27 protein-coding genes are annotated in these 26,938 nt (G+C 67.8%); 13 read left to right on the plus strand and 14 right to left on the minus strand.

What is annotated here, in order from left to right:
* Positions 1-905: 905 nt before the first annotated feature.
* Together KEC55_RS15395 and KEC55_RS15400 are read right to left on the minus strand one after the other, a co-directional pair.
* The gene (locus KEC55_RS15395; RefSeq protein ID WP_282506090.1) at positions 906-1,376 is read right to left on the minus strand and encodes a hypothetical protein; all 471 of its coding nucleotides are present in this window, start codon (positions 1,374-1,376) and stop codon (positions 906-908) included.
* A 592-nt stretch (positions 1,377-1,968) separates the two neighbouring features.
* Complete coding sequence (locus tag KEC55_RS15400) at positions 1,969-2,526, minus strand: DapH/DapD/GlmU-related protein (RefSeq protein ID WP_282507540.1); 558 nt, start codon at positions 2,524-2,526, stop codon at positions 1,969-1,971.
* Positions 2,527-2,929: 403 nt separating this feature from the next.
* Here KEC55_RS15400 and KEC55_RS15405 point away from each other — a divergent pair, with 403 nt between their 5' ends.
* On the plus strand, positions 2,930-3,544 hold the full coding sequence (locus KEC55_RS15405) for a glutathione S-transferase family protein (protein WP_175843797.1): 615 nt from the start codon (positions 2,930-2,932) through the stop codon (positions 3,542-3,544).
* Positions 3,545-3,567: 23 nt separating this feature from the next.
* Here KEC55_RS15405 and KEC55_RS15410 read toward each other — a convergent pair whose 3' ends face one another.
* Together KEC55_RS15410 and KEC55_RS15415 are read right to left on the minus strand one after the other, a co-directional pair.
* Positions 3,568-4,536 (minus strand): ion channel, encoded by a 969-nt coding sequence (locus KEC55_RS15410; RefSeq protein WP_282506091.1) that lies wholly within the window; start codon positions 4,534-4,536, stop codon positions 3,568-3,570.
* Positions 4,537-4,705: 169 nt separating this feature from the next.
* A complete protein-coding gene (locus tag KEC55_RS15415) occupies positions 4,706-5,725 on the minus strand; it encodes a sulfate ABC transporter substrate-binding protein (RefSeq protein ID WP_282506092.1) in 1,020 nt (339 codons plus the stop codon).
* 451 nt (positions 5,726-6,176) lie between these two features.
* Between KEC55_RS15415 and dapA the strand changes: the two genes are divergently transcribed.
* Positions 6,177-7,070: a 4-hydroxy-tetrahydrodipicolinate synthase gene (gene dapA / locus KEC55_RS15420; RefSeq protein ID WP_282506093.1), complete on the plus strand. Its 894-nt coding sequence runs from the start codon at positions 6,177-6,179 to the stop codon at positions 7,068-7,070.
* A 56-nt stretch (positions 7,071-7,126) separates the two neighbouring features.
* Here dapA and KEC55_RS15425 read toward each other — a convergent pair whose 3' ends face one another.
* The 3 genes from KEC55_RS15425 to KEC55_RS15435 all read right to left on the minus strand — a co-directional run bounded on the left by KEC55_RS15425 (position 7,127) and on the right by KEC55_RS15435 (position 8,881).
* On the minus strand, positions 7,127-7,507 hold the full coding sequence (locus tag KEC55_RS15425; protein WP_282506094.1) for a type II toxin-antitoxin system VapC family toxin: 381 nt from the start codon (positions 7,505-7,507) through the stop codon (positions 7,127-7,129).
* Positions 7,507-7,716: a hypothetical protein gene (locus KEC55_RS15430; RefSeq protein WP_282506095.1), complete on the minus strand. Its 210-nt coding sequence runs from the start codon at positions 7,714-7,716 to the stop codon at positions 7,507-7,509. Before KEC55_RS15430 ends, KEC55_RS15425 begins: the two co-directional genes overlap by 1 nt.
* Before the next feature lie 115 nt (positions 7,717-7,831).
* Positions 7,832-8,881, minus strand: coding sequence for a LysR substrate-binding domain-containing protein (locus tag KEC55_RS15435; protein ID WP_282506096.1), 1,050 nt, complete (start codon positions 8,879-8,881; stop codon positions 7,832-7,834).
* 106 nt (positions 8,882-8,987) lie between these two features.
* Here KEC55_RS15435 and KEC55_RS15440 point away from each other — a divergent pair, with 106 nt between their 5' ends.
* The gene (locus KEC55_RS15440) at positions 8,988-10,259 is read left to right on the plus strand and encodes an MFS transporter (RefSeq protein WP_282506097.1); all 1,272 of its coding nucleotides are present in this window, start codon (positions 8,988-8,990) and stop codon (positions 10,257-10,259) included.
* A 55-nt stretch (positions 10,260-10,314) separates the two neighbouring features.
* Here KEC55_RS15440 and KEC55_RS15445 read toward each other — a convergent pair whose 3' ends face one another.
* Positions 10,315-10,953, minus strand: coding sequence for a glutathione S-transferase family protein (locus tag KEC55_RS15445; protein WP_282506098.1), 639 nt, complete (start codon positions 10,951-10,953; stop codon positions 10,315-10,317).
* Positions 10,954-11,064: 111 nt separating this feature from the next.
* On the opposite strand from KEC55_RS15445, the gene KEC55_RS15450 reads away from it, so the two are divergent.
* The 3 genes from KEC55_RS15450 to KEC55_RS15460 all read left to right on the plus strand — a co-directional run bounded on the left by KEC55_RS15450 (position 11,065) and on the right by KEC55_RS15460 (position 14,702).
* Complete coding sequence (locus KEC55_RS15450) at positions 11,065-11,985, plus strand: LysR substrate-binding domain-containing protein (protein ID WP_282506099.1); 921 nt, start codon at positions 11,065-11,067, stop codon at positions 11,983-11,985.
* A 266-nt stretch (positions 11,986-12,251) separates the two neighbouring features.
* Entirely contained in the window at positions 12,252-12,536 is a 285-nt protein-coding gene (locus KEC55_RS15455) for a hypothetical protein (protein ID WP_282506100.1), read from the plus strand.
* A 45-nt stretch (positions 12,537-12,581) separates the two neighbouring features.
* Positions 12,582-14,702 (plus strand): phosphocholine-specific phospholipase C, encoded by a 2,121-nt coding sequence (locus KEC55_RS15460; protein ID WP_282506101.1) that lies wholly within the window; start codon positions 12,582-12,584, stop codon positions 14,700-14,702.
* A gap of 18 nt (positions 14,703-14,720) precedes the next feature.
* Here KEC55_RS15460 and KEC55_RS15465 read toward each other — a convergent pair whose 3' ends face one another.
* The gene (locus KEC55_RS15465; RefSeq protein ID WP_282506102.1) at positions 14,721-15,344 is read right to left on the minus strand and encodes an RBBP9/YdeN family alpha/beta hydrolase; all 624 of its coding nucleotides are present in this window, start codon (positions 15,342-15,344) and stop codon (positions 14,721-14,723) included.
* Positions 15,345-15,712: 368 nt separating this feature from the next.
* On the opposite strand from KEC55_RS15465, the gene KEC55_RS15470 reads away from it, so the two are divergent.
* Genes KEC55_RS15470 through KEC55_RS15485 form a run of 4 tightly spaced genes read left to right on the plus strand, consistent with a single transcriptional unit; the run spans position 15,713 to position 18,355 of the window.
* The gene (locus tag KEC55_RS15470) at positions 15,713-16,654 is read left to right on the plus strand and encodes a 2-hydroxyacid dehydrogenase (protein ID WP_282506103.1); all 942 of its coding nucleotides are present in this window, start codon (positions 15,713-15,715) and stop codon (positions 16,652-16,654) included.
* A gap of 32 nt (positions 16,655-16,686) precedes the next feature.
* Complete coding sequence (locus KEC55_RS15475) at positions 16,687-17,619, plus strand: hydroxymethylglutaryl-CoA lyase (protein ID WP_282506104.1); 933 nt, start codon at positions 16,687-16,689, stop codon at positions 17,617-17,619.
* 26 nt (positions 17,620-17,645) lie between these two features.
* Positions 17,646-18,152, plus strand: a complete 507-nt coding sequence (locus KEC55_RS15480; RefSeq protein WP_282506105.1) for a YbaK/EbsC family protein — start codon at positions 17,646-17,648, stop codon at positions 18,150-18,152.
* Positions 18,149-18,355: a DUF1289 domain-containing protein gene (locus tag KEC55_RS15485; RefSeq protein WP_282506106.1), complete on the plus strand. Its 207-nt coding sequence runs from the start codon at positions 18,149-18,151 to the stop codon at positions 18,353-18,355. Before KEC55_RS15480 ends, KEC55_RS15485 begins: the two co-directional genes overlap by 4 nt.
* A gap of 243 nt (positions 18,356-18,598) precedes the next feature.
* Here the strand turns inward: KEC55_RS15485 and KEC55_RS15490 are convergent, their stop codons facing one another.
* On the minus strand, positions 18,599-19,501 hold the full coding sequence (locus KEC55_RS15490) for a DMT family transporter (RefSeq protein ID WP_176049506.1): 903 nt from the start codon (positions 19,499-19,501) through the stop codon (positions 18,599-18,601).
* 112 nt (positions 19,502-19,613) lie between these two features.
* Between KEC55_RS15490 and KEC55_RS15495 the strand changes: the two genes are divergently transcribed.
* Positions 19,614-20,105: an Lrp/AsnC family transcriptional regulator gene (locus tag KEC55_RS15495; protein ID WP_176049505.1), complete on the plus strand. Its 492-nt coding sequence runs from the start codon at positions 19,614-19,616 to the stop codon at positions 20,103-20,105.
* Between the two features lie 37 nt (positions 20,106-20,142).
* On the opposite strand, the gene KEC55_RS15500 is transcribed toward KEC55_RS15495, so the two are convergent.
* The gene (locus tag KEC55_RS15500) at positions 20,143-21,039 is read right to left on the minus strand and encodes an alpha/beta fold hydrolase (RefSeq protein WP_282506107.1); all 897 of its coding nucleotides are present in this window, start codon (positions 21,037-21,039) and stop codon (positions 20,143-20,145) included.
* A 290-nt stretch (positions 21,040-21,329) separates the two neighbouring features.
* On the opposite strand from KEC55_RS15500, the gene KEC55_RS15505 reads away from it, so the two are divergent.
* Positions 21,330-22,289, plus strand: a complete 960-nt coding sequence (locus KEC55_RS15505) for an NAD(P)H-dependent flavin oxidoreductase (protein ID WP_176049503.1) — start codon at positions 21,330-21,332, stop codon at positions 22,287-22,289.
* A gap of 115 nt (positions 22,290-22,404) precedes the next feature.
* On the opposite strand, the gene KEC55_RS15510 is transcribed toward KEC55_RS15505, so the two are convergent.
* The 3 genes from KEC55_RS15510 to KEC55_RS15520 all read right to left on the minus strand — a co-directional run bounded on the left by KEC55_RS15510 (position 22,405) and on the right by KEC55_RS15520 (position 25,492).
* Positions 22,405-23,367, minus strand: a complete 963-nt coding sequence (locus tag KEC55_RS15510) for a LysR family transcriptional regulator (protein ID WP_176049502.1) — start codon at positions 23,365-23,367, stop codon at positions 22,405-22,407.
* 182 nt (positions 23,368-23,549) lie between these two features.
* Positions 23,550-24,626 carry a porin gene (locus tag KEC55_RS15515; protein ID WP_282506108.1) on the minus strand — a complete coding sequence of 359 codons (1,077 nt, stop codon included), beginning with the start codon at positions 24,624-24,626 and terminating at the stop codon, positions 23,550-23,552.
* A 380-nt stretch (positions 24,627-25,006) separates the two neighbouring features.
* On the minus strand, positions 25,007-25,492 hold the full coding sequence (locus KEC55_RS15520; protein WP_282506109.1) for a peptide-binding protein: 486 nt from the start codon (positions 25,490-25,492) through the stop codon (positions 25,007-25,009).
* A 346-nt stretch (positions 25,493-25,838) separates the two neighbouring features.
* On the opposite strand from KEC55_RS15520, the gene KEC55_RS15525 reads away from it, so the two are divergent.
* The gene (locus KEC55_RS15525) at positions 25,839-26,870 is read left to right on the plus strand and encodes a bile acid:sodium symporter family protein (RefSeq protein WP_282506110.1); all 1,032 of its coding nucleotides are present in this window, start codon (positions 25,839-25,841) and stop codon (positions 26,868-26,870) included.
* Positions 26,871-26,938: the final 68 nt, after the last annotated feature.

Consider the following 26,938-nt stretch of genomic DNA (forward strand, 5'->3'; position numbering starts at 1 on the left):
TTCTCTTCTTGCTCGGTCGGGGCGGTAGCGAGAAAAACTGCGCAGGTTTTTGCCCAGATTTGAGAGAGTTTTCGCGCGCGGTGGCGTGGGGCCGGTTGGCGGGTGTCGCGGCGGCCGGGTGGCTTGCCGGGGAAACCGGTGTGCGCTCGATGGCGCCGCCGCAGCCGCGCCGCGGGTGCTCAAGCCCCGTGTGGCAAGGGTTTCGGGCGCTTCGGGCGGTCACTCTCACCGTTGAATTGCACAGTCTTCCGATTGGTCAGCCGCGCCGGATGTCCACAACGCCGCGCCCCTCTGCCGACCGGGTTCGCGTGCTCACCGTTCGATTGCACAGCGTTTCGAGTGGCGTCGGGGCCGGGATGTCCACACCCGGAACCGGCATGCGGTTCGCCCGGGCGCCGATGCTCACCGTTGGAATTCACAGCGCGGCGAGTGGGTCCTGGCGGCGGATATCCACATCCTGGGCAGCTCACCTCGTCGATCTGCTGCGCGCCTCACCTCGCGAATACACAGGGTCGGGAGTGAGTTTGTCTCGCGGATATCTACGCCGGGATACGCGCGCTGCGTGGCTACCGCTTCGCACTCACCGTTGAAATACACAGTGCCACGAGTCGTTTCGGCGGCCGGATATCCACATCGGAGAGCATCGGCCGATCGAGCGCAGAAGCGCGTTTCAACGCGCACCGGCGAGCGGCAATGCCTACCGGCAGCGGGTTGTCACCCGATCGGCCACTGACGCTCATCGTTGAAATACACAGTGTCACGAGTCGTTTCGGCGGCCGGATATCCACATCGGAGAGCATCGGCCGATCGAGCGCAGAAGCGCGTTTCAACGCGCACCGGCGAGCGGCAATGCCTACTGGCAGCGGGTTGTCACCCGATCGGCCACCGACACTCACCGTGTAAATTCACAGTGCCGCGAGTCGTTTCGGCGGCCTGATATCCACATCGGAGAGCATCGGCCGATCGAACGCGGAAGCGCATTTCAAAGCACACCGGCGGGCGGCAATCCCTGCCGGCAGCGGGTTGTCACCCGATCGGCCACCGACACTCACCGTGAAAATACACAGTGCCGCGAGTCGTTTCGGCGGCCGGATATCCACATCGGAGAGCATCGTCCGATCGAACGCGGAAGCGCGTTTCAACGCGCACCGGCGAGCGGCAATGCCTGCCGCCAGCGGCTTGTCACCCGATCGGCGACCGACGCTCACCGTCGAAATACACAGTGCCGCGAGTCGTTTCGGCGGCCTGATATCCACACTGAAATGCGCACGGCGCTCCTGATCGGGCACGTGCCCCGGGCGACATCGTCGGCCGGACAGCCGCGTCCGGACGGGCCGCCAGCCAATCGGATGCTCATACTCACCATTGAATTCCACGGCGTGTCGAGTCGCTTGAGAGATCGCGAATGCGCGATGAAATTCGCACGTTTCGGACCACGTGCTCGCGCTCACCGTTAGAATGCACGACCCTTCGATCGGGATCCGGACCCGGATGCCGGCGTCGCGACGCACGCGTGGCCTGGCCACACATTCGTGCGTTCCGTTAGAATGCGCGGCGCCTCGAATCACTGCAAAGGCCTGCGAGCCTTGCTGGAACTGGCGCAGCGCGCGATCGGGCGTCGACGCTCACCATTGGATTTCACAGCATTTCGCTTCGTCTCGTGGCGAGTTGTCCACAACCCTCTTCACGTATTGCGCGACATCCGGCGATCCTCACCGGTGAAATCCACAGCGCGTCGAGTCGTTTCGGGGTGAGGATATCCACAACTGGTTGCGCGACGAGATCGCGATGTCCACATCGGCGAACGCGTCGGCGCACCGCAACCGGGGAAAGCCGGAAAGGCTTGTCCGGTCAGCCTCGGCGGCACCCTCACCATTCAAATGCACAGCGTTTCGAGTCGCCGTAGGGCAGGTTGTCCACATCCGTCCGACGATGCCCGCCGCGCCGACAGGTGCTCCCGAGCGGACGCTATTCCGCAATCGACCGGATGACCGTCGCAGGATTACCGCCGACCAGCGTATTCGGCGGAACGTCGCGCGTGACGACCGCAGCGGCCGCGACGACCGAATTCTCGCCGACCGTCACGCCGCCGATGATCGTCGCGCCCGCGCCGATCCACACATTCCGTTCGATCACGATCGGCTTCGCGACGACGCAGTCGCGCCGCCGCGAAGGCTCGACCGGATGACCGGACGTGATCAGGCTGACGTTCGGGCCGATCATCACGTCGTCGCCGATCTCGAGCCCGCCCAGATCGTAGAACGTGCAGTTCTGGTTGACGAACACGTTGCGCCCGAGCTTCATGCCGGTGCCGCCCGTGGCATGAAACGGTGGGATCAGCACGAAGCCGTCGTCCACCTGCGTGCCGATCAGCTCGCCAAACAATGCGCGCACTTCCGCTGCATCGTCGAACGTCAGACGGTTGAGCCGCGCGGTGATCGCCATCGCTCGCCTGACCTCGGCCACCATGGCCGCCGATTCGGGCGTTCTTCGCGGAATGATCGTGGTGCGATCGTCGTTTGCCATGCGTGACTTGCCTCCGGTGATTTCCGTGTTCGCGATGCGTCGGCGGTCGTGGTCGAATGCCTGCGAGGTCATGTGCAAGGATGCTGCAGGATCGGTGGCGCCCATGGGTAGTGATGCCGCTTTCAGCCAGGGTTTTGACCAAATTCCATAACTAGTTTCTATATAACTAGTCATGACTTAACCTCGTTGTGCCATCGGGCTTTGCCCGATTTTCTGCCCGACTCACGCTCGACATACAACGCCTCAACCGGTCTTGCTCAGCCGAACCGCCCCTGGCCGGGCGCCCCTGGCCGGGCGCCCCTGGCCGGGCGCCCCTGGCCGGGCGCCCCTGTCCGAACCTCCTGCGCTCGGGTACGCTTGAGCATCGACCGGACCGACACCTGCACCCAAACGCGGAGGCGCGATGAAGCTCTACTACTGGCCGAAGACCCGGGCATTCCGGGCGTTGTGGATGCTCGAGGAAATCGGCGTGGTGTACGAACTCGTGCCGATCGACCTGCGCTCGCACGAACAGGGCAGCGACGCATTCGTGCAGGTCAATCCGATGGCCAAGCTACCCGCGCTCGACGACGGCAGCGCGCCGTTCGCCGAATCGGGCGCCGTGCTGCTCTACCTCGCCGACTGCTGCCCGGGCGCCGGGCTCGGCATCGCGCCCGACGATCCGCTGCGCGGCCGTTTCCTCCAGTGGATGTTCTTCACGCCTACCTGCCTCGAACCGGCGATGGCCGAGAAATTCACCGGCGCGTCGGGCAATCCGGTCGCATTCGGCTGGGGCAACATCACGCGCGTGCAGCGCGCACTCGCGCAAGCGCTCGCCCACAACCCGTGGCTCGTCGGCGACCGTTTCACCGCAGCCGACCTGCTGCTCGCCAGCACGTTGAAGATCGCGTTCGACGCACATTTGCTGCCGCACGAAGGCGTGCTCGGCGACTACGTCGCACGCGCCGAGGATCGCGACGCGTTCCGTCGCGCCGTTGCGATCGAACAACGTGAAGCCGCGCGATTGCTGCACGCGTGACGCTTGAGGGGTGGGCCCCGCGATCACGCCGGTGCGCCCGGCCCCTGCGCCGACGCGCCCGCCTCGACCACCACGCCCGGCGAGCCGCGCTCGTCGGTGTCGACGTCGATCGGCACGACTTCGTGAAAATGCGTGTAGTCGATGTGCGTGATGCCGTCTTCGTCGTGCATCAGGTCGACATAGCGGTGACGCCAGCGGATCTCGCCATGCGCCCATGAGTGACGCGCCTGCATGACCTGCGCGGTCGTTTCGTCCGAGCCCTCGATCGTGATCAGCAACGATGCGTCGCGCGCGGCGAGCGATTCGGGCGTCTCGCCGAACAGCGCGCTCGATTCGTCGATCACGTGCATCAGGTTCCAGCCGAGCAGGAAGATCGGGTGCTCGCTGCGCACGAGCGCCAGGTCATGGATCTTGCGCAACGAGTAACCCTCGTGCGTGCCTTCGACGCGCATCAGCCGCAACTTCGCCTGCGCCTCGGCAATCACGTTCTGGCGCGCATTCGCGGCGCGCACCATCAGCGTCATCCGGCCGTTCAGCGGCCGTATGATCGCGTTGCGCGCGAACAGGATCTTCGCCTGCGGCCGCGAAAAGCGCGCGAACACGAGCCCCGTGGCCAATGCGATGCTCGACATCCCGACGAAGATCTCGAACGTCGCGACGAGGTGCGCATAAATGGTCTGCGGATGCATGTCGCCGTAGCCGACGGTCGCGAGCGTCTCGACGCTGAAGAAGAACGCGCCGCCGAAGCCGGCCGGCGACTGGTTCGCGATCGGCGTATTGCCGAGCATGTAGAGCGTCGCGAAGCCGCCGTTGAGCAGCAGGAACAGCACCGCGAGCGACAGGAAGAATACGGGCCAGCTCACCGTCAGCGCGCGATGGTAGAAATCGCGCCAGCCGAGCGGCGGCATCCCGTACGCGATCACCGGGCGGGTGCCCGACCAGATCTTGCGGCCACGGCCGCGGGGGGCTGGGGAGGACGAATCGACGTTCATCGCGCGGCGCCGGTTGCAGGAAGGCGATGAGCGTAGCACGCGCGGCGGCGGCCGGGAATGCGTGCCGGCGCGCAACGGCAATCGGCCGCGCGATGCCGAAAAAAAGCCGGCCGCGTATGCGGCCGGCTGCGTCGTCATCATGCGGACCCGCGCGCAATGCGCGCCGCGGTCACTTCCGATCGACGATCACCTGGTCGAACGTGCCGCCGTCGGCGAAATGGGTCTTCTGCGCGTTCGCCCAGCTGCCGAAAACCTGCTCGACGCTGAACGTCTTCAGCGCCTTGAACTCGGCCGCATGCTTTTTCAGGACGTTCGCATCGCGCGGGCGCAGGTGGTGTTGCGCGATGATCTCTTGCGCTTCCGGCGTGTACAGGTAGTCGAGATAGGCCTGCGCGATCTTGCGCGTGCCCTTCTTGTCGACGACCTTGTCGACGACGGCGACGGGCGGCTCCGCCAGGATGCTCGCCGACGGATACACGGCGTCGAACTGTGCGCCCGATGCGCCGGTGTCCATCAGCGCGACTTCGTTCTCGAACGTGACGAGCACGTCGCCGATGCCGCGCTGCGTGAACGTCGTCGTCGCACCGCGACCGCCCGAGTCGAGCACCGGTACGTTGCGGAAGATCGCCTTCTCGAAGTCGAGCGCCTGCTGGTCGGTCGCGCCCTTCTGCTTCTGGAAGCCCCACGCGGCGAGATACGCATAACGACCGTTACCCGACGTCTTCGGGTTCGCGATGATCACCTGGACACCCGGCTTCGCGAGATCGCTCCAGTCCTTGATCGCCTTCGGATTGCCCTTGCGCACGAGGAACACCATCGTGGTCGAGTACGGCGAGCTGTTGTCCGCGAAGCGTGTGCGCCAGTCCTTCGACAGCAGCTGGCCGCGCTCGGCGAGCAGGTCGATGTCGTTCGGCTGATTCATCGTGACGACGTCGGCCTGCAGGCCCTGCAGCACCGACAGCGCCTGCGCGCTCGACGCGCCGTGCGACTGTTTGATCGTGACGGTCTCGCCGGTCTTCTGCTTGTACGCAGCGGCGAAGCTCGTGTTGATGTCCTTGTACAGCTCGCGCGTCACGTCGTACGACACGTTCAGGATCGACGTATCCGCGTGCGCAGCCGTCGCCGCCACGACCAGCGCCGCCGCCGCGCCCGTGTGCAGCCAGCGGCCGATCCCCTTGATGCTTGCCATCGTGATATGCCCCGTTTCCAGTGGTGGTGAATGTGCGTGACGGCACGCGTACGCGCTGTCATCGAAACGTAAGCGGGCATTCTAGCGGCCGGGCGCGGCGCGCTTTCCAATCAGTCGTGGAAAGCAAATCTCGAATCCTGCTAAACCGCGGCGGACGCTCGCGCGCGCCGCCGATCCGGTGTTAAGATCGCCGCTCAGCCCACTCACGGTTCATCCATGTCCGCTACCCTGCGCTCGCTTCCGATCCTCGCCGCCGTCGCGGCAGGTACGCGCGCGGCCGGGCTGAAACAGAAAAAACGACTCCTCGACTGACGGGGACGTCGCGTCCCGTCAGGCGAATGCCGGACGGGATGCCCGCAGGTCGTTTCATTCTCCTTGCACGCATGCCTCGCTCCGGCTCTCCGCCGGCGGAACGGTTCCTTCCCACTCCGTTTCCACCATGAGGCTTTGCATGAACACACGTTTCGAAGGTATCTGGCTGCCGATCATTACGCCGTTCCAGCACGGCGAAGTCGACCATGCGGCGCTCGCGCGGCTTGCGCGTCACTATGCGGGCGCAGGGATCGCGGGCTTCGTCGCGGGCGCGACGACCGGTGAAGGCGTATTGCTCGATGCACGCGAACAGGATGCGGTGTTCGCGACGCTGCGCGACGCAGCGCCCGGGCTGCCGATCGTTGTCGGGCTGACCGCGAGCGCGACGCATTTCGCGGCCGCGCGTGCGCGCGAACTCGCGGCATCGCGGCCGGACGGGCTGCTCGTCACGCCGCCCGTGTACGTGCGACCCACGCAGGACGGTATCCGCCGCCATGTCGAGGCGATCGTCGAGGCGGCCGACCTGCCGGTGCTCGTCTACAACATCCCGTACCGCACGGGCGTGAACGTCGAACTGGACACGCTGCAGGCGCTCGCGCGCGACTCGCGCGTTGCCGGCATCAAGGAATGCGGCGGCACGCTCGACCGGATGAGCCGGCTCGTGCACGACACGCCGCTCGCGATCCTGTCCGGCGACGACAACCAGAACTTCGCGGCGATGTGCGCCGGTGCGCACGGCGCGATCGCAAGCAGCGCGCACGTGCTGCCCGAATGGCATGTGCGCATCCATGCGCTGCTGCGCGACGGACGGCTCGCCGACGCGCGGCGCCTGTCGGTCGTGCTGCAACCACTTGTGGCGGCGCTGTTCGCGGAGCCGAACCCGGCGCCGGTGAAGGCCGTGCTCGCCGAGCAAGGGTGGTGCGAGGACGGGTTGCGGCTACCGTTCGTGCCGGCGAGTGACGGGTTGCGGGAGCGGCTGGCAACGATCTGTGTGGCGCTCGAAGCAATCGAGCCGGACGTCGCAGTGGCGTAACCCGCGACACCCCATGACGAGCTGGCGACCGATGGATTTCGTGCCGACAAATTGCTTCAGACTGTCAGAACGAGAGAGAGGCCGTACCGTGCAAGAAGGGTATCGGCCGTCACGAGCTGAAGCGGCTCGAGCCGGGCCTGCGCGACCAGCAGTCGATCGAACGGATCGCGATGGTGGTGAGGCAAATCACGCACCGCAGCTCCATGCACGGCCCGAACCGGCAGCTCACGAATCCCGCTTGCTCCGATTGCCCGGATCAGCTTGCCCACGTCGATATCGAGCTTCCCCAGGCCGGCCTTGATGGCGGCCTCCCAGATACTCGCGCTGCTGACGAAACGCTCGTCGGCAGCCGAGATCAGCCTGCGCGCCCGTGTGCTGAGTCTGGGGTCATTGGTCACGATCCACAAGAAGATGTGCGTATCGAGCAACAGTCGCATCACCGCCCTTCGAATGCATCCAGCAGGTAATCGGGCAGCGGCGCATCGAAGTCGTCTGCGATTCGGACTTGTCCCTGCAGGACTCCGAATCGAATGGGTAGCGAAGCAGGCGCGCGCTGATCGGCGGATTCCCCGCCATTGCGGATCGACACATCCGCCCGTTGCGACGGATCGATGGCGCCGGCACCGGGAACGTTCGTTTTGTGCATGATGACCTCCGTATCAGGTGACCATCACTGTAGTCAGGTTCGCTCGATCGATCCATTCGGCCGATCGGCAGAGGGACGAATGGATCGCGGCCCGCGACGGCAACGGAAGGTGCCATCATGCCGCCAACGCCACCTCCCCCTCCGTCGCCTCCCGCACCGCCTGCGTCACGATCCGCGCGAGCCGGTCGACGGTCGGCGTCGCCGACGACGCGCGCCGCAGCAGGATCAGCGGCAGGCTCGGCAGCACCGGCAATCCGAGCGAAGCCGCATCGAGCACGCGCACCGACGCGGGCAGCCCGTAGTGCGAACGCACCGTCAGCCCGAGGCCGGCCGCCGCCGCGGCCCATAACCCGGCGAGACTCGGCGTCGTGAACGCGATGCGCCACGGCACGCCCGCGCGATCGAGCGCATCGGTCGCGGCGCCGAAGAACCGGCACGGCCGGTCGAACACGACGAGCGGCAGCGCCTCGCCCGCGGCACGGCCGCCCGCCGCGGCGTGCGCGGCGCCCGCCCCGCCTTGCGCGCCCTCGTCGCCCCCACCTGGCATGCCGAACTCGCCCGCCCCCGTTGCCCCGATCCACTGCATCGGCACCTGCGCGATCACATCGCTGTCGATACCCGGCCGCGACAGCAGCGCGGCCGACACCGGATCGCCCCATACCAGCGCGAGATCGAGCTGGTTCGCGTCGAGCCGGTCGAGCAGGTCGGCGTTGCGCGCCACGCGCGCCTCGATCCTCACCTTCGGATGCGCGCGCGCGAACCGCCCGAGCACGTCGGGCAGAATCGCCTCGCCGAAATCCTCCTGCAGCCCGACGCGTACCCAGCCGTCGAGATTCACGCCGCGCACGGCCGCAGCCGCCTCGTCGTTCAGTTCGATCATCCGCCGCGCATAGCGCAGCATCGCGTCGCCGGCATCGGTCAACGCGAGCCCGCGCCCGGCTTTCACGAACAATGGCGTACCGGCCTGCTCCTCGAGCTTGCGGATCTGCGCGCTCACCGCCGACGACGAGCGTGCGACGCGGTCGGCCGCCTTCGCAAAACTGCCGAGATCCACGCCCGCGACGAGGCTGCGCAGCGCCGCCACATCGAAGTTGGGCCGGGCCAGCGCGGCATCGGCCAGCGCGAGCGATTCGCCGTCGCCACGTGGAATGTCATGTCCGGGCATATCAATCATCCTGTTTTATCGAACGATTCATCAAGAACTTTCCGATTTTCAGGATGAATGTAGGCCGCCAGACTGTGGATGTCAATTTCCAACCGGGCCTGCCGTCATGGATACCTCGTGCATCGCTTCCCCCTCCTCACCCGAGCGCGACGTGCGCGGCCCTGCCCATCGCTGGCGCGTGCTGGCGGCCGGTGTCGCCGCGAACATGAGCTTTTCGGCCGCCGCGGCCGGCATTCCGACCACGGCTGTCTGGATGCGCTCGGCCTACCACCTCGATAACGGCGCGCTCGGCCTCGTGCTCGGCGCGCTCGGCTTCGGCGTCGCGCTGTCCGAGCTGCCGTGGGGGATGGCCGCCGACCGCTTCGGCGATCGCCGCGTGCTGCTGACCGGGCTCGTCGCGACGGCCGCGATGCTCGCGCTGATGGTGTGCACAATCGTCCCGAGCGCGCATGCGGTGCCGCCGCTTGCGCGTGTCGTCGCGGCGATGTGCTGCGTCGGCCTGCTCGGCGGCAGCGTGAACGGGTCGAGCGGACGCGCGGTGATGCGCTGGTTCGGCGAGCGCGAACGCGGGCTCGCGATGAGCATCCGCCAGACGGCCGTGCCGCTCGGCGGCGGCGTCGGCGCGGCGCTGCTGCCGTCGCTCGCGTCGCATCTCGGCTTCGCCGCGGTGTTCGGTGCGCTGATGCTGCTGTGCGCCGGTTCGGCCGCGCTCACGTGGCGCTGGCTGCACGAGCCGCCCGCCGAGCCGGCCGTGGCGCACCTCGCCACGCATCGCCCCGTCGCGCGGCAACCGGACGCGCCGCACACGCGCAACCCGCTCGCGAGCGGCACCGTGTGGCGCATCGTGCTCGGCATCGGCCTGCTGTGCGCGCCGCAGTTCGCGGTGCTCACGTTCGCGACGGTGTTCCTGCACGACTTCGGCCGGCTCGGCCTCGCCGGCATCAGCGCGGCGATGGTCGTGCTGCAGCTCGGCGCGATGGTGATGCGCGTGTGGAGCGGCCGTCATACCGACCGGCACGGCAACCGGCGCGCGTATCTACGCGGCTCGGTGCTCGTCGCGGCCGGGTCGTTCACGCTGCTCGCGGCCGCGACGGCCGGCGGCGCGCACGTGCCGCTCGCGGCGATCGTCGCGATTCTCGTGTTCGCCGGCATCTGCGTATCGGCGTGGCACGGCGTCGCGTACACGGAGCTGGCGACGCTCGCGGGCGCGAACCACGCAGGCACCGCGCTCGGGATGGCCAACACGATCGTCTACCTCGGGCTGTTCGCGACACCGCTCGCGATTCCGCCGCTGCTCGCCGTCAGTTCATGGGGCGTGGTGTGGCTCGCGGCCGCGCTGGTCGCCGGCGCGACCTATCCGCTGTTCGCCGCGAAATAGCAGCCGCTCGTCACACGCGGGCGGCGCGGCACACACCACGACGCCCGCGCATCCGTCAGGCCGCCTCGCGCGCCAGCGCGCGCCGCGCGGCCGGCCGCTCGGCCTCGCGCTGCGCGTGCGCTGTCCACGCCGCATGCTGCGTCATGTCGAGTCCGATCGCGACGCCCCAGCGATACAGCACGAACAGGAACGGATCGACGATCGAATGCGCACCCGGTTCAGCCCACGTGCGGCCATCGGCGAGCCCAGCTTCGATCGAAGCATTCGCGGCTTCGATCGTGCCGCGCCCGTGCGCGCTCACTGCGCCGTGCAGCGCCGGATCGCCGATGAAACGGCCCGGCCGCCACAACGCGCCGTAGCCGACGCCGTGCACCCAGCCGACCAGCCAGGCGAGCCATTCGTGGCATCGTGCCTCGCGCAGCGGATCGCCGAGCGGCAGCAATTGCGCATCCGGATAGCGGCGCGCGAGATACGTGAGGATCGCCGGCGTTTCGGTCAGCACGCGCGGCTCGCCCGGAATCGCGAGCGCGGGCACGCGCGCCTTCGCGTTGATCGCCAGATAGGGCGCCGCGAGGTTCTGCTGCTTCTGCACCGAGACGATCTCGACGTCGAACGGCGCGCCGGTTTCCTCCAGCGCGATGTGAGCGGCAAGCGAGCAGGCGCCCGGCGAAAGATAGAGACGATATGCGTTCATGGTGTGGGGCCCGACGGGGCTGTGGAAGACGGAACCGAGTGTAGGAACGCGTACCGATGCGCGGCAAACGATGAATTGTCGTGCTCGGACATTAGTGTTACTAATACCCGCATGCGACGCATCCACCTCCCTCCGCTGCAGACGCTGCGCGCGTTCGAGACCGCCGTGCGGCTGCAGAGCTTCACGCGCGCGGCCGACGCCCTCGCGCTCACGCAAGGCGCGGTCAGCCAGCACATCCGCGCGCTCGAGGCGCAGCTCGGTTACCCGCTCTTCACGCGCGAACGCAACGGCGCGACGCCGACGCATGCCGCGCACGCGCTCGCGCTCCAGGTGCGCCAGGGCCTGAGCGTGCTCGAACGCGCGTTCGAGCCGGCGCTCGCCGTACGCAGCCGCTCGCGTACCTGCGACGTGACGCTGAACGTCAGCGTGCTGCCGAGTGTCGCCGAGCGCTGGCTCGCGCCGCGCCTGCCACGCTTCGCGGTCGCGCATCCGCACATCGCGATCGCGCTGCACCCGGACGTGGCGCTCGCGCCGCTGCGCAAGCGCGACCGCATCGACGTCGCGCTGCGCTACGGGCCCGGCACGTGGCCAGGCGTCGTCGCCGAAAAGCTGATGAACGAAACGATCTTTCCGGTCGCGAGCCCCGTGTACCGCAATCGCGACGGCGTTGCGCCACGCGTGCCGGCCGATCTCGTGCGCGCGACGCTGCTGCGCCATCCCGCGCAGCCGTGGGAGCCATGGCTCCAGGCCGCGCGGCTCGACCTCACCGAATCCGCGCGCGCGCCGCGCTTCACCGATGCGAACGCGCTGATCGACGCGACGCTGAAAGGGCGCGGCGTCGCACTCGCGCGCCGCTCGCTGATCGAACCCGAGCTCGCGGACGGCACGCTCGTGCGCGTATCGACGGTGCGCGTGACCGACGTGTATGCGCACTACGTCGTCTGGCGCCCCGGCCATCCGCACGAAACGGCGATCCGCACCTGGCTCGACTGGCTGCGCAGCGAGGTGCGGCGCAGGACGCCGCGGCGCTGACGCCACGCAATCGGCCGCATGCGTCCATCATGAACGGTCAGGCCGCCGTGGACGCGCTTACGCGTCGCATCGCGTGCCCGGGTAAAAGTGCCCGGCTCGCATCGTCGGCCGGGAAATATTGCGCACCCGCCACCTCGCGCAAGCGAATGGTCAGGATATCGAAAGCATTCCGCGATCACGCACCGGACGCAAACGATTCACCGAAACGTCGCATCGGATCGGCATACTCGAAAACGTTTCCCGATCAGCCTGCCAGGAGAGAAGTCATGCGTCGCGTTTCCGTCGTCGCCGTTCTTTGTGCCGCCGTTTTCGTCGCCGCCTGCAGCGACGACGCGCCGCACGACGTCCACACGACCGACGCGTCGCAACCGGCCGGCGCATCGGCCGGCTCCGCCAGTGCGTTCAACAACGATGCCTCCGCGAATACCGCCGCGTCCGATGCCGCACCGCTCGCGCCGCCCGTCGTGCACTACCCGCCCGATGACGACGACGACGCGAAGCCTGCGACGAACGCGGCCGCGTCGAGTGCCGCGGCGTCGTCGCCGGGCTGATCCCGCCGCTTCCGTCCCCCGACCGCAGAACCGAGGTGAAATAACATGACGTCATCGAGCCGCCGCCGTTTCCTGCATACCGTCGCACAATCCGCGGGCGCCGCCGTTGCGCTCAACGCCTTTCCCGAATCGATCCGCCGCGCGCTCGCGATTCCCGCCGCGCGCGGCACCGGCACGATCCGCGATGTCGAGCACATCGTCGTGTTCATGCAGGAAAACCGTTCCTTCGATCATTACTTCGGACACCTGCGTGGCGTGCGCGGCTACAACGACCGCTTCCCGATCCCGCTGCCGAACGGCAAGCCGGTGTGGTACCAGCCGTCGAAGGCCGATCCGGGCAAGCCCGTGCTGCCGTTCCGGCTGAACACGCTGACGACGAGCGCGCAGTGTGTCGGCGATCTCGACCACTCGTGGTACAAGACGCACGCGGCGATCGACGGCGGCCGCTACGACCAGTGGCCCGCGAACAAGACCGACATGACGATGGGCTATCACGTGCGCGAGGACATCCCGTTCCACTACGCGCTCGCCGATGCGTTCACCGTGTGCGACAACTACTTCTGCTCGCTGCCGGGGCCGACGCACCCGAACCGCTCGTACCTGATGACGGGCACGGTCGACCCGACCGGCAAGTTCGGCGGCCCGCTGCTCGACAACAGCGACTACGTCGACGGCGACGGGCCGCCCGCGTACCAGCTGCTGTCGTGGACGACCTTCCCCGAACGCCTCGAAGCGCGCGGCGTATCGTGGCAGATCTATCAGCAAGGGACGACGGGCAACGATCCGTACAACGGCAACTACGGCACGAACGTGCTGCAGAACTTCGCGAACTTCATCAACGCGAAGCCCGGTTCGTCGCTGTACCAGCGCGCGCAGACCGTGCGCACGCTCGACAACCTGAAGGACGACGTGATCAACGACCGGTTGCCGCAGGTATCGTGGCTGTGCCCGCCGGCCGCGTTCTCCGAGCATCCGAAATACACGCCCGCGTACGGCGCGAACTACACGTCGCAGATCCTCGATGCACTCACGTCGAACCCGGACGTGTGGCGCAAGACCGTGCTGTTCATCATGTACGACGAAAACGACGGCTTCTTCGACCACATCGTGCCGCCGCAGCCGCCGACGTCGGCCGCGCAGGGCGCGTCGACCGTGACGACCGACGGCGAGCTGCATACGGTCGTGAACCCGGGGCGCGGCGGCAGCTACACGGCCGACGGCCTGCCGTACGGCCTCGGGCCGCGCGTGCCGATGACGGTCGTGTCGCCGTGGACCAAGGGCGGCTACGTGTGCTCGCAGGTGTTCGACCACACGTCGGTGATCCGCTTCATCGGCGAACGCTTCGGTATCGACGAACCGAACATCACGCCGTGGCGCCGCACCGTATGCGGCGACCTCACCGCCGCATTCGACTTCCGTTCGTCGGATGCGTCGTTCCCGCCGCTGCCCGACACGAGCCAGTACCGCTCGATCGCGGACCAGCAATGCACGTCGCAGCCCGCGCCGACCGTCCCCGCGACGCCGTCGCCGGTTGACCCGCAGGAGCCCGGCGTGCGGCCCGCGCGCGCCCTGCCGTACGAGCTGCACGTGAACGCGAGCCTCTACGCCGGGACGAAGCTGCGCATCGAATTCGCGAACCGCGGCAACCAGGGCGCGCACTTCCACGTGTATGCGACGAACCGCACCGACGGCCCGTGGCGCTATACGGTCGGCGCGCGCCGCGTGCTGCATGCGGACTTCGACCTGACGGTGACGAACGGTGCGTATGCGTTCTCGGTGTACGGGCCGAACGGCTTCGTGCGCGTGTTCTCCGGCAACGTGTCGGCCACGGCCGCGCCTCACCGCAACCCGGCGCAGCCGGAGGTCAAGGCCGGCTACGACATCGCGAACGGGAACCTGTACCTGAAGCTGCACAACCACGGTGGCGCCCACGTCACACTGACGCTGGCCGACAACGCGTACGGCGCGCCGTCGCGGCAGGTGACGCTGCACGGCGGCGACGAGCATGTCGAGCAGTGGGCGCTCGCGTCGAGCCACCAATGGTATGACGTGACGGTCAGCGACGGCGCGAACGGCACGTTCTCGCGCCGCTTCGCGGGCCACGTCGAGAACGGCCGGCCGAGCTATTCGGATCCGGCCGCCGTCAAGCCCGTCGCCGCGTCGTAAGCGCGACGGCCCGCGCCGTCAGACCGCGTGCGCGAGCGCGCGGTCGACGAGCGCGGTTTCGAAACCGTCGTCCGCGTCGCGAAAGCGCAGCGGCGCCGCGCAATGCACCAGCGTGTCGATGAAGTATTTCGCGCGCGGCCACGGCCCGAAGCCGGCCGCCGTGTTGATGTGCCCGGCATCGCCAAGGTTCACGAACGCGCTGCCGAGGCGCTGCGCGAGCGTGCGCGCATCGGCGAGCGGCATCCACGGATCGGTCTCGCTGCCGATCACGATCGACGGCACCGCGAGCCGGCGCGCGTCGAACGGCCCGGCGAACGTGAATTTTTTCGGGCTGGCGGGCGCGACGAACAGCACGCCCGCGACATCGCCCGTATGCGGCCCCTGCGCGAGCGCATGCGCGGCCGCGAGGCAGCCGAAGCTGTGCGCGGCGAGCACGAACGGCCCGCGCTCGCGATCGAGCAGTGTGCGCACCGAATGCGCCCAGCCCGCGAGGTCGGGCGCGTCCCAGTCGTCCTGCTCGACGCGCAACGAACGCGGAAACTGCCGCTCGAGCCAGGTCTGCCAGTGAGCGCCTTCGCTGCCGTGCAGGCCCGGAACGGTGACGAGCCGCGGCGGCCACGCCGATTTGCTGCATGCGCTCATGATTGCCCTCGCTTGCTTGAAGACGAGGTTCGATTGTGGCGCGGCGCTCCCGGCGGCCGAACCAATATTTTGTGCTTTGCTTTTGCGCGGGGCGGCCATCCGGGGGGCGGCCGTCCGCGGGCCGGCCATCCGGGGGCGACCGTCCGGACGGCGACCCGCGGCCGGCCGGACCGCGCGACGGCGCAACATGCCGCGAAACCGTAGAATGTGGGCTTCCCGTCAGCTTCACACCGAGCCGGGCCGGGCGCCGATGCGCCGGGCCCGGTCGTCAGGAGACGCCCGATGTCCGCTACGCCCGCCGGCGCGCTGCGCCCGGCCCCGCTCGCCTTGCCCGTGACGCGCCCCGCTGGCGCGCCCGCCATCGCGCCATGAAGATCCTGTTCTACTCCCCGCATCAGGAAGCCGGCGCATGGCGCGACGAGATCGCGCACGCGCTGCCGGAAGCCGAACTGCGCGCGTGGCAGCCGGGCGACACGGCCGCCGCCGACTACGCGCTCGTGTGGCGCGCGCCGCGCGAATTCTTCGCCCCGCGCGACGGCCTGCGCGCGATCTTCAACCTCGGTGCGGGCGTCGACGCGCTGCTTGCGCTCGATCGTGCGCATCCGGGCACGCTGCCCGCGCACGTGCCGCTGGTGCGGCTGGAAGATTCGGGCATGGCGCAGCAGATGGTCGAATACGTGACGCACGCGGTGCTGCGCTACCTGCGCCGCTTCGACGAATACGACGCGCTGCAGCGCGCGCGCCGCTGGCAGCCGCTCGAACCGCATCCGCGCGCGAGCTTTACCGTCGCCGTGCTCGGCCTCGGCGTGCTCGGCACGCAGGTCGCGCGCGCACTCGCCGCGCTCAGCCTGCCCGTGCGCGGCTACAGCCGCAGCGCGAAGCAGCTCGACGGCGTCACGACCTTCGCCGGCGACGGCGCATTCGACGCGTGCATCGACGGCGCGAAGGTGCTCGTCAATCTGCTGCCGAGCACGCCCGACACCGACAGCATCCTGTCCGCGCGCGCGTTCGCACGGCTTGCGCCCGGCGCGTATGTCGTCAACGTCGCGCGCGGCGCGCATCTCGTCGAGGCCGACCTGCTCGACGCGCTCGCGAGCGGCCGGATCGCCGCGGCCACGCTCGACGTGTTCCAGCACGAACCGCTGCCGGAAGACCATCCGTTCTGGCACGCGCCGCGTATCACCATCACGCCGCACAGCTCGGCCGAAACGCTGCGCGCGGAGGCCGTCGAACAGATCGCCGGCAAGATCCGTGCGTTCGAGCGCGGCGAGCGCGTCGGCGGCATCGTCGACTACGCGCGCGGCTACTGAATTCCGCCCTACCGAAAAACCAGGAGACAACCATGACATTCCCCACCGCCGTCAAGATCGTCGAAGTCGGCCCGCGCGACGGGCTGCAGAACGAGAAGACCTTCGTGCCCACCGACGTGAAGATCGCGCTCGTCGACCGGCTGTCGCGCGCCGGCTTCCGCAATATCGAGGCCGCGTCGTTCGTGTCGCCGAAATGGGTGCCGCAGATGGCCGACGGCGCCGACGTGATGGCCGGCATCGAGCGTCGCGCGGGCACCGTGTACTCGGTCCTCACGCCGAACCTGAAGGGCTTCGAGAACGCGGTCGCCGCACGCGCGGACGAAGTCGTGATCTTCGGCGCGGCGAGCGAGGCGTTCTCGCAGCGGAACATCAATTGCAGCATCGCCGAGAGCATCGCGCGCTTCGAGCCCGTTGCGAAGGCCGCGAAGGACGCGGGCCTGCGGCTGCGCGGCAGCGTGTCGTGCACGCTCGGCTGCCCGTACCAGGGTGAAGTGCCGGTCGCATCGGTCGTCGACGTCGTCGAACGCTTCGCGGCGCTCGGCTGCGACGAGATCGACATCGCCGACACGATCGGCGTCGGCACGCCGAAGCGCACGCGCGAAGTGCTCGCGGCCGTCACGCGCGTGTTCCCGCGCGAACGCCTGTCGGGCCACTTCCACGACACCTACGGCCAGGCGCTCGCGAACATCTACGCGGCGCTGTTCGAAGGGATCGAGATCTTCCACGCGTCGGTCGCGGGCCTCGGCGGCTGCCCGTACGCGAAGGGCGCGACAGGCAACGTCGCGACCGAGGACGTGCTGTACCTGATGCACGGCCTCGGCATCGACACCGGCATCGATCTCGCACAGGTCGTCGCCGCCGGCGACTTCATCTCGAACGCGATCGGCCGCGCGAACGTCTCGCGCGCCGGTCGCGCACTCATCGCCAAGGCACAAAGCGCGGCCGACGACGCGACCTGCGTGTAACCGCGGCACTCCACGGATTCCTCGACATGACGACACCTGCTTCATTCGATTCCCTCCCCGATTCCGCGCGACGCGTCGCGCTGCTGCTGCGCGAGCGCGGCCATGCGAACGGCATCGTGATGCTCGCCGAAACCGGCAAGACGTCGGCCGAGGCCGCAGCCGGGCTCGGCTGCTCGGTCGCGCAGATCGCGAAGTCGATCCTGTTTCGCCGGCAGTCGGACGGCGCGCCCGTGCTGGTGGTCGCGAGCGGCGTCAATCGCGTCGACGAGAAGAAGGTGGCCGCACAGGTCGGTGCGGTCGGCCGCGCGGACGCGAAATTCGTACGCGACAACACGGGCTACGCGATCGGCGGTGTCTGCCCGATCGGCCATCTCGTCGAACCCGTCACGCTGATCGACGCCGACCTGCTCACGCTCGACAGCCTGTGGGCCGCGGCCGGCCATCCGCACGCGGTGTTCAACCTGTCGCCGCATGAACTCGTGTCGCTGACGGGCGCGCCGGTCGCGGATGTCGCGTTGCGGGATCCGGCATGAGCGACGTGCCGCTGCCGGTCGGCACGGTCGCGTCGCCGTGCACCGACGTATGCCGGATCGATCCGCGCACCGACTGGTGCGCGGGCTGCCTGCGCACGCGCGACGAGATCAAGGGATGGCGGGCGTCGGACGACGACGCGAGGCGCGTGCTGCTCGCGCGGCTCGATGCGCGGCGGCGCCTGCTCGCCGGAAGCGAAGCATAAAAAAAAGCCGTTCAGCCTCACGGGCGAACGGCGTCGAGATCGGAATCCTGTGAACGTGATCAACGTCACAGCCCGCATCATACGAGCGACGCGCACCGCTCGCATCGGGTGTTTCCCTACAACTTCTTACAGCGTCTTTCACGCCTGCGCGCGAGCCGCTTTCGCGCGCAATCATCGTGCCTCGATTTCGCGTTCGGCGAGCCGCGGCGGCATCGCGCAGCGGCGCCGAAGCGTACGACCGTTTCAGTTGCCGACCGCCGCGCGACGCGCGGGCACGATGCGCCAGCCGAGGTTCACGCCGGCCGCCGCGAGCAGGATCAGCAGCGCGCCGAACACCTGCGTCCACGCGAGCGTCTGCCCGAACGCGACGTGATCGACGACGATCGCGACGACCGGATAGACGAACGACAGCGCGCCCGTCATCGCGGTCGGCAGCTTCTGGATCGCGCCGTACAGCAGCACATACATCAGGCCCGTGTTGACGACGCCGAGCACGATCAGGTCGAGCCATTGCGCGGCCGTCGCGGGCAGCGTGCCGAAGTGCGCGAACGGCGCGAGCAGCACGACGCCGAGGCCGGCCTGCAGCAGCGCGAGCAGATGCGGCGGCGTGCCCTTCAGGTGCTTCGTGACGATCGACGAGATCGCATACAGGAATGCCGCGCCGAGCGACAGCGCAACACCCTCGAGATACTCGCCGGGTACGGCGAGCACGGACGGCTCGACGCGCACCACGAACACGAGCCCGGCGAACGCGAGCGCGAGCCACGCGACCGTCGACGCGGTGATCCGTTCGCGGAACACGATGGCGCCGAGCGCGACGAGCATGAACGGCTGCGTGTTGTAGACGGCGGTCGCCATCGAGATCGACGCACGCGAATAGGCGGCGAACAGCAGCAGCCAGTTCGCGACGATCGCGACGCTGCCGAGCGTCGCGAGCGCGAGCATCCGCGGCGAGAACAGCGAGCGGCGCAGGAAGCCGAACGCCGCGCAGACGATCGCGAGCGTCGCGGCGCCGAACAGGCAGCGGAAGAACACGACATTCGTCAGCGGCTGCTGCGACGACATCACGAGCCAGCCGATCGTGCCGGACATCAGCATCGCGACGATCATCTCGGCGGCGCCGCGGCGAATTTCATTCGAGGCCATCATGAACTCCGTTGAAGAGAGTGGATGACTTCGATTCTAGAAACTTGCTTTCGCCACAACCACGGCTAAACTGAAGTGAATCAGCCGATTGACCTTCGAAAGCAAAGCGATCATGCCGAAACGCCTTTCCCCGCCCGCCATCGCGTCGCTCGACGCGACCGACCGCGCGATCCTCGCGGCGCTCGCCGACGACGCGCGCATCGCAACCAGCGAACTCGCGCGGCAGATCGGGCTGTCGGCGCCCGCAACCGCCGACCGCGTGCGGCGACTCGAAGCGCAGGGCGTGATCGCCGCGTTCACCGTCGAGCTCGACCCGCGCGCGCTCGGCTACACGCTGCAGGCGATCGTCCGCGTGAAGCCGCTGCCGGGCCAGTTGCACCTGGTCGAGGAGTTGCTGCGGCGCATTCCCGAGTTCGTCGAATGCGACAAGGTCACCGGCGAAGACTGCTTCATCTGCCGGCTCTACCTGCGCACGATCGAGCACCTCGACGACATCCTGTCGAAGGTGACGGAGCGCGCGGAGACGAGCACCGCGATCGTGAAATCGACGCCGGTGCCGCGCCGCCTGCCGCCGCTCGTCGAAGACGACCACGCGCATCGATGAGCAGCGGGCGGCGCGCGCCGCCCGTCCGTCCGCCCGCTTATGCAGCCGGGTCGCGCGCCTCGAAGAACGCGAGCAGTTCGTCGATCAGCGCGACCGGCGCCTCTTCCGGAATGTAGTGCCCGCAGTCGAGCGCGCGGCCGCTGACGTCGCGGGCAACGCGACGCCATTCGTCGAGCGGATCGAAACAGCGGCCGACGATCCCGTGCTCGCCCCACAGCACGCGCAGCGGGCACGCGACCTTGTTGCCGCGCTCGAGATCCGCACGATCGTGCTCGAGGTCGATCGTCGCCGACGCGCGGTAGTCCTCGCACATCGCATGCACGGCGCCCGGCTGCGCGAGCGCGGCGCGATACGCGTCGAGCGCTTCGGGCGCGAACGGCGCGAGCCCGGCCGACCGGTTGCCCATCACGCGCTCGATGTACGCATCGGTATGCGCGCCGACCAGCGTCTCTGGCAGCGGCGCCGGCTGGATCAGGAAGAACCAGTGGAAATACGCGGTCGCGAATGCGCGGTCGGTTTTCTCGTACATCGCGAGCGTCGGCGCGATATCGAGCAGCATCATCCGCTCGACGGCGTCCGCGTGATCGAGCGCGAGCCGGTGCGCGACCCGCGCGCCGCGATCGTGCGCGCATACGTGGAAGTGCTCGAAGCTGAAATGCCGCATCACGGCGACCTGGTCGGCCGCCATCGCCCGTTTCGAGTACGGCGTGTGCTGCGCGTCGCTCGGCGGCTTGCCCGACGCGCCGTAGCCGCGCAGGTCGGTGGCGATCACCGTGAAATGATTCGCGAGCGTCGCGGCAACGCGATGCCAGATCATGTGGGTTTGCGGATGTCCGTGCAGCAACAGCAGCGGCGGACCCGCGCCTCCTTTGACACCGAAGATGTCGGTGTCCTGCACCGTCACGCGAAACGGTGCAAACGCCTCAAACGACATGGTTTGTTTCTCGTTGGTTTGTTATGGCGGCTATTTTAGGAGCGCTCGTGCATCTACACAGCGTGGCAACAGCCAGAAACCCTAGAAAGAGAACACTCACTCGATTGCCGCCACACCGCGCATTTTGTTAAGCTCGCGTAGAATCGCACGACCGTTCGTATTAATATGAACGTCCTCGAACGCGTCCGGTTCGCAGCTACACTCGAATCACCGTTCGAATGCAAAGCATGGTGTCGGCATCCGCGCGATGCGCGCGGGCGCCGGCGCCCCCTGGAGACTGGAGACATCACATGGCATTGCCCGCTGTCCTGCAGAACCTGACGCTGCCCGTCATCGCGTCGCCGATGTTCATCGTCAGCTATCCCGAACTCGTGCTCGCGCAATGCAAGGCGGGCATCGTCGGTTCGTTCCCCGCGCTCAATGCGCGTCCGGCCGAACTGCTCGACGAGTGGCTCACGCAGATCCAGTCGGAGCTGGCCGACCACAAGGCGAAACACCCCGACGCGGTGATCGGCCCGATCGCGGTCAACCAGATCGTCCACCAGTCGAACGCGCGGCTCGAACACGACGTGCGCGTATGCGTCGAGCACAAGGTGCCGATCTTCATCACGAGCCTGCGCGCGCCGGCGCGCGAGATCGTCGACGCGGTGCACAGCTACGGCGGCATCGTGCTGCACGACGTGATCAACCTGCGCCATGCGCAGAAGGCGCTCGAAGCCGGCGTCGACGGGCTGATCCTCGTCGCGGCCGGCGCCGGCGGCCATGCAGGCACGACCTCGCCGTTCGCGCTGGTCGGCGAGGTCCGCAAGATCTTCGACGGCCCGATCGTGCTGTCCGGCTCGATCGCGAACGGCGGCTCGATCCTCGCCGCGCAGGCGATGGGCGCCGACTTCGCCTACATGGGCACGCGCTTCATCGCGACGCAGGAAGCGCACGCGATCGACGACTACAAGCACGCGATCGTGAACGCGAAATCGTCAGACATCATCTACACGAACCTCTTCACCGGCGTGCACGGCAACTACATCCGCGAGAGCATCGAGAAGGCTGGCCTCGATCCGGACGCGCTGCCGGAATCGGACAAGACGAAGATGAATTTCGGCAGCGACAAGACGAAGGCGTGGAAGGACATCTGGGGTGCCGGCCAGGGCGTTGGCCTGATGGACGACCTGCCGAGCGTGGGTGCGCTCGTCGAGCGACTGAAGCGCGAGTACGACGACGCGAAGGCGCGGCTCGGCATTCCGCGCTGAAGGAAGCGGCGGCCCTCGCGGCCGCCATCGACACGCCAACTGTCGGACCAAACAAAAAGCGCGAACCGCAGCGGTTCGCGCTTTTTTATTGCCCCGCCGCAGCGGGAAGCATCGCTCAGACCGCGCGCTTCATCCGCGTGATCGGCAGCACGCGCAGGCGCGATTCGATCGACGGGCACAGCGACTGCCCTTCGAAACGCGCCGCCAGGAAGTCGACGAACGAACGCACCTTCGCCGACACGTGGCGACGGCTCGCGTACACCGCATAGATCGGCGCTTCGTGCGGCGGCACGGAATCGAGCAGCACCGGCACGAGCCGGCCCGATTCGATGTCGTCGCCAACCACCTCGGTGCCGAGCAGCGCGATGCCCGCGCCGGCGAGCACGGCTGCGCGCAGCCCTTCGAGATGATTCACGATCAGGTTGCCGTTCAGGTTCACGCGCGACGCAGCGGCCGCGTCGATCACCAGCGAATCGAGCATCGTCGAATTCGAATCGCGCCGCAGGTAGTTGTGGTGCGCGAGATCGGCGATCGTCTGCGGCGTGCCGTGCTTCTCGAGATACTCGGGCGACGCGACCAGCAGGATGTGCGCGGTCGCGATCTGCCGCGCGACCAGCGACGACGATTTCAATCCGTTCGGCGCCGCGCGTACCGCGACGTCGTAGCCTTCCTCGATCAGGTCGACCACGCGATCGGACAGCGTCATGTCGACGGTCACGTCCGGGAACCGGCCCGCGTAATCGGTGACGGCCTGCATCACGTGCCGCAACCCGAACGCGGATAGCGACGTCACGCGCAGCCTGCCTTGCGGCACCACGCTCGCGGCGCCGACAGCCTGCCCGGCTTCGTCGAGTTCCGACAGCGCCTGCACAAGGCGCTCATAGTATTCGCGTCCCGCCTCGGTAGGCGCAACGCGTCGTGTCGTGCGATGCAGCAGCCGCGCGCCGAGCTGTTGCTCGAGATGCATCACGTGCTTGCTCGCCATCGCAGCCGACATCTGCATGCGCTCGGCCGCGCCGACGAAGCTGCCCACTTCGACGACGTAGCGAAACACATTCATGCTGACGAGGGTATCCATCGAACTAGCTCGTAATGACGGGGAATGGTCCAATTACGAGATAGGGTAACAAAGGCGAGGAAACAGAAAGGTCAAGAAAGGCAAAACGGCGCCGCGAGTGGCGGCGCCGTTTCTGGCGGGAATACATGCAGCCGGAACGCGCGATTTACGCGCGCGGCCGGCGCACCGTTCGCGCGTGCGCGTCAGAACTTCGCGCGAATGCCTGCGCCGAACGTGTTGCCGGACGACAGGCCGCTGATGTGGTCGTTCATGTACGCGGCGTAGACGTCCGTGCGCTTGGACAGCGGATAGTCGTAGCCGACGGCCCAGGTCTGGCGCGTCTGGTCGAGGCCGCCCGCGTCGCGCGAGTATGCGTACGACGCCATCGCGTTGCCCACGCCGAGCGGCACCGACACGCCGCCCTGCGCGGTGTTCACGTGCCAGCTGCCCGCGACCTGGTCATTCTTCGTATACATGTACTGGCCGAACAGCTTCACGAGCTTCAGGTCGTAGGTCGCGCCGACCAGCGCGATGCCCTGGCTCTTCATGCCGGTGACGAGCGCGCTCAGATCCTGCGGGCCGTTGTTGAAGTTCACGTACTGGTACACGGCGGTCGCCGCGAACGGGCCGTTCGCGTAGTTGAACTGCGCGCTCCACTTCTTCGAACGGTTGTCGCCGGCCTGGTTGCCGAGCGCGTACATCGCGCCGAAGTTCAGGCCACCGAACGAAGGCGACGTGTACGACAGTGCGTTGTTCCAGCCCGAATCACCCACCGCGCCCTGGTCGCTCGGATAGGTCGGGAACGTGCCGAGGCCGAGGAACACGTGGTACACCATCGGCGAGAAGGTGTACGAGTCGTAGAACGGGTTGAACAGGATCGTCGACAGGAACAGGTGCGTCGTCAGGCGGCCCGCCGTCACCGTGCCGTACGGGGAGCTGATGCCCACGTACGCGTTGCGCGCGAAGAACGTGTCGCCCTGGAAGCGGCCGAACTGGCCGTTCTGCGCGCGGAAGAAGCTCTCCATCGTGAAGATCGCCTTGTAGCCGCCGCCGAGATCCTCGGCGCCGTGCAGGCCCCAGTACGACGTCGACATGCCGCCGCCCGACACGTTCCACGCGCGATTGCCGCCCGGGAACTTGGTTGCGCCGACCCATTCGTCGACCTGACCGTAGAGCGACACGCTCGACTGTGCGTGGACGGGCGCAGTGGCCGCCACGCAGGCGGCCGCGGCGATCAGCTTGACGGACGTGCGCGACGCACGGCGAGCAAATGCTTTCATGGGATCTCCAGATTTTGTCGAATAGTCGATAAGTGGCGCGAGCGTTGTTTTTTGGAGCCGAGTGCTTGCGTCGTATGGGGCGCAGCCATCTTTACGGATCATTCGTCCGGTCAAAATTGCGCACACTTATTGCTGGTATAGCGGCAGCATTAACTTCGCGGATTTGATACATGGCCGGATGCACGGCAGCGGCCCGGCGCGAACGCGGTCGCGCGGCGGGGCGGCCGCGTGGCATACGCGTGCCGGGCGCGAAAGATAGCGCAATGTGGCGGGAAAATCAGCGGAAATCTGCGCGCGACTGTGGCGAATTCGCATCAGCCGGCGGGGGCTAGGGCCTGTTCCCGCTAATAACGGGAACCGGCCCTATAGCGCCGGGGCGCTCAGTTTCGGTAGAACGGGGAGAAATACGGCGAGTGCGCAGGCTCTTCCTGCGAGCGGGGCGGCGGCATCGGACGGCCGCCGCGCTCCTCGTTGTAGCGCGCGACGTCGGCGCGGATCGAACCGGCACGCAGCGGCACGTTGCCACCGCCCGGAGGCCGCGGCATCTGGCGCGCGTCGGCACTGATCGGGCGATACGGGCTTTGCGCGGCGTAATGGCCGTACGACGGCGTCGGCCGCAGCCCCCAGCGGGAACCGTAGCTGCTCACGCCGCCGGGACGCACGCCTGCAGGGGGTGGAACGCGGCGCCAGACCGGCCCGCCGCCATTGGGCTGACCGTATGCACGCATGTCGCCGCCACCGAAGCCGTGGCCGCCGAACCCATGACCGCCGCCGTGGGGTGGCTGGGCGAGCGCGAGCGGCATCAGCAACGCGCCGAGCACGCCTGCCAACCATCGTCCGATCTTCCGTTTCACCCGTTCCGTCATCGTTCCGTGCCTGTCCACGCCCGCCGCCGGCTCCTTTCGGTCGGCCCAAGGCTTTCAGCAGTAATTTATGAGCGGCCCGAAACCGTGTCGAGCCAAAAAGTGTTATGTCGCGGGCATCGGTGTAACACCATGTTACTGCTAGGTTTTTTCACTTCAGGGTGCGATCGCGACAGAACATTTTTCTGCCGTTTTGCGCATCGTCGGGCCGGTGCGGCGGCCGCTGCCGCATGCAATCGATTCATTAATCGATTCCCACAATGAATTTGTGTAGTGAATCGTCAACCGGGACAATGACGCCATCCGCGCGCGCGACGCGCGCCTTTGTCGTTTCCGAATCGAGTTCCCGATGGCCCGTCCCCGTTTTCTTCCCGACAACTTCACGCTCGCGCTCGTCGGCACCGTCGTGCTCGCGAGCCTCCTGCCCTGCCGCGGCCCGGCCGCCCACGCGTTCAACTGGGCGACCAACATCGCCGTCGGCCTGCTGTTCTTCCTGCACGGCGCGAAGCTGTCGCGCGAAGCCGTCGTCGCGGGTGCGACCCACTGGCGGCTGCACGCGGTCGTGCTGCTCAGCACGTTCGCGCTGTTCCCGCTGCTCGGCCTTGCACTGAAACCCGTGCTGCAGCCGCTCGTCACGCCCACGCTGTACGCGGGCGTGCTGTTCCTGTGCACACTGCCGTCGACGGTCCAGTCGTCGATCGCGTTCACGTCGATCGCGAAGGGCAACGTGCCGGCCGCCGTGTGCGCGGCCTCCGCGTCGAGCCTGCTCGGGATCTTCGTCACGCCAGCGCTCGTCGGGCTGATGATCACATCGCAGTCGGCCGGCGCGGCGTCGCCGTGGAGCACGGTCGGCAGCATCGTCATGCAATTGCTCGTGCCGTTCATCGCCGGCCAGTTGCTGCGGCCCGTGATCGGCGGCTGGATCGACCGCAATCGCGGCGTGCTGCGCTTCGTCGACCAGGGCTCGATCCTGCTGGTCGTCTACGTCGCATTCAGCGAAGCCGTCAACGAGGGCCTGTGGCACCAGATTCCGCCGCGCGCGCTCGGCGGCCTGCTCGTCGTCAACCTCGTGCTGCTCGCGATCGCGCTGCTGCTGACCGCATTCGTCAGCAAGCGGCTCGGCTTCAACCGCGCCGACCAGATCACGATCATCTTCTGCGGATCGAAGAAGAGCCTCGCGGCCGGCGTCCCGATGGCGAAGGTGATCTTCTCGGCGAACGCGGTCGGCGCGGTCGTGCTGCCGCTGATGCTGTTCCACCAGATCCAGCTGATGGCGTGCGCGGCGCTCGCGCAGCGCTGGGGTGCGCGCGACATGAGCGGCGAGCACGACGAGGGCGACGCGACGTCCGCGCCCGGCGCGCTGAGCGCGGGCAAGCGCTGACGATCAGAGCGGCGGGACGGCCATCGGGTGGCGCCGTCCCGGCGTTCCGCCCTCCGCCCTCCGCCCTC

This window comes from Burkholderia cepacia (genome assembly GCF_029962485.1).
Lineage (GTDB): Bacteria > Pseudomonadota > Gammaproteobacteria > Burkholderiales > Burkholderiaceae > Burkholderia.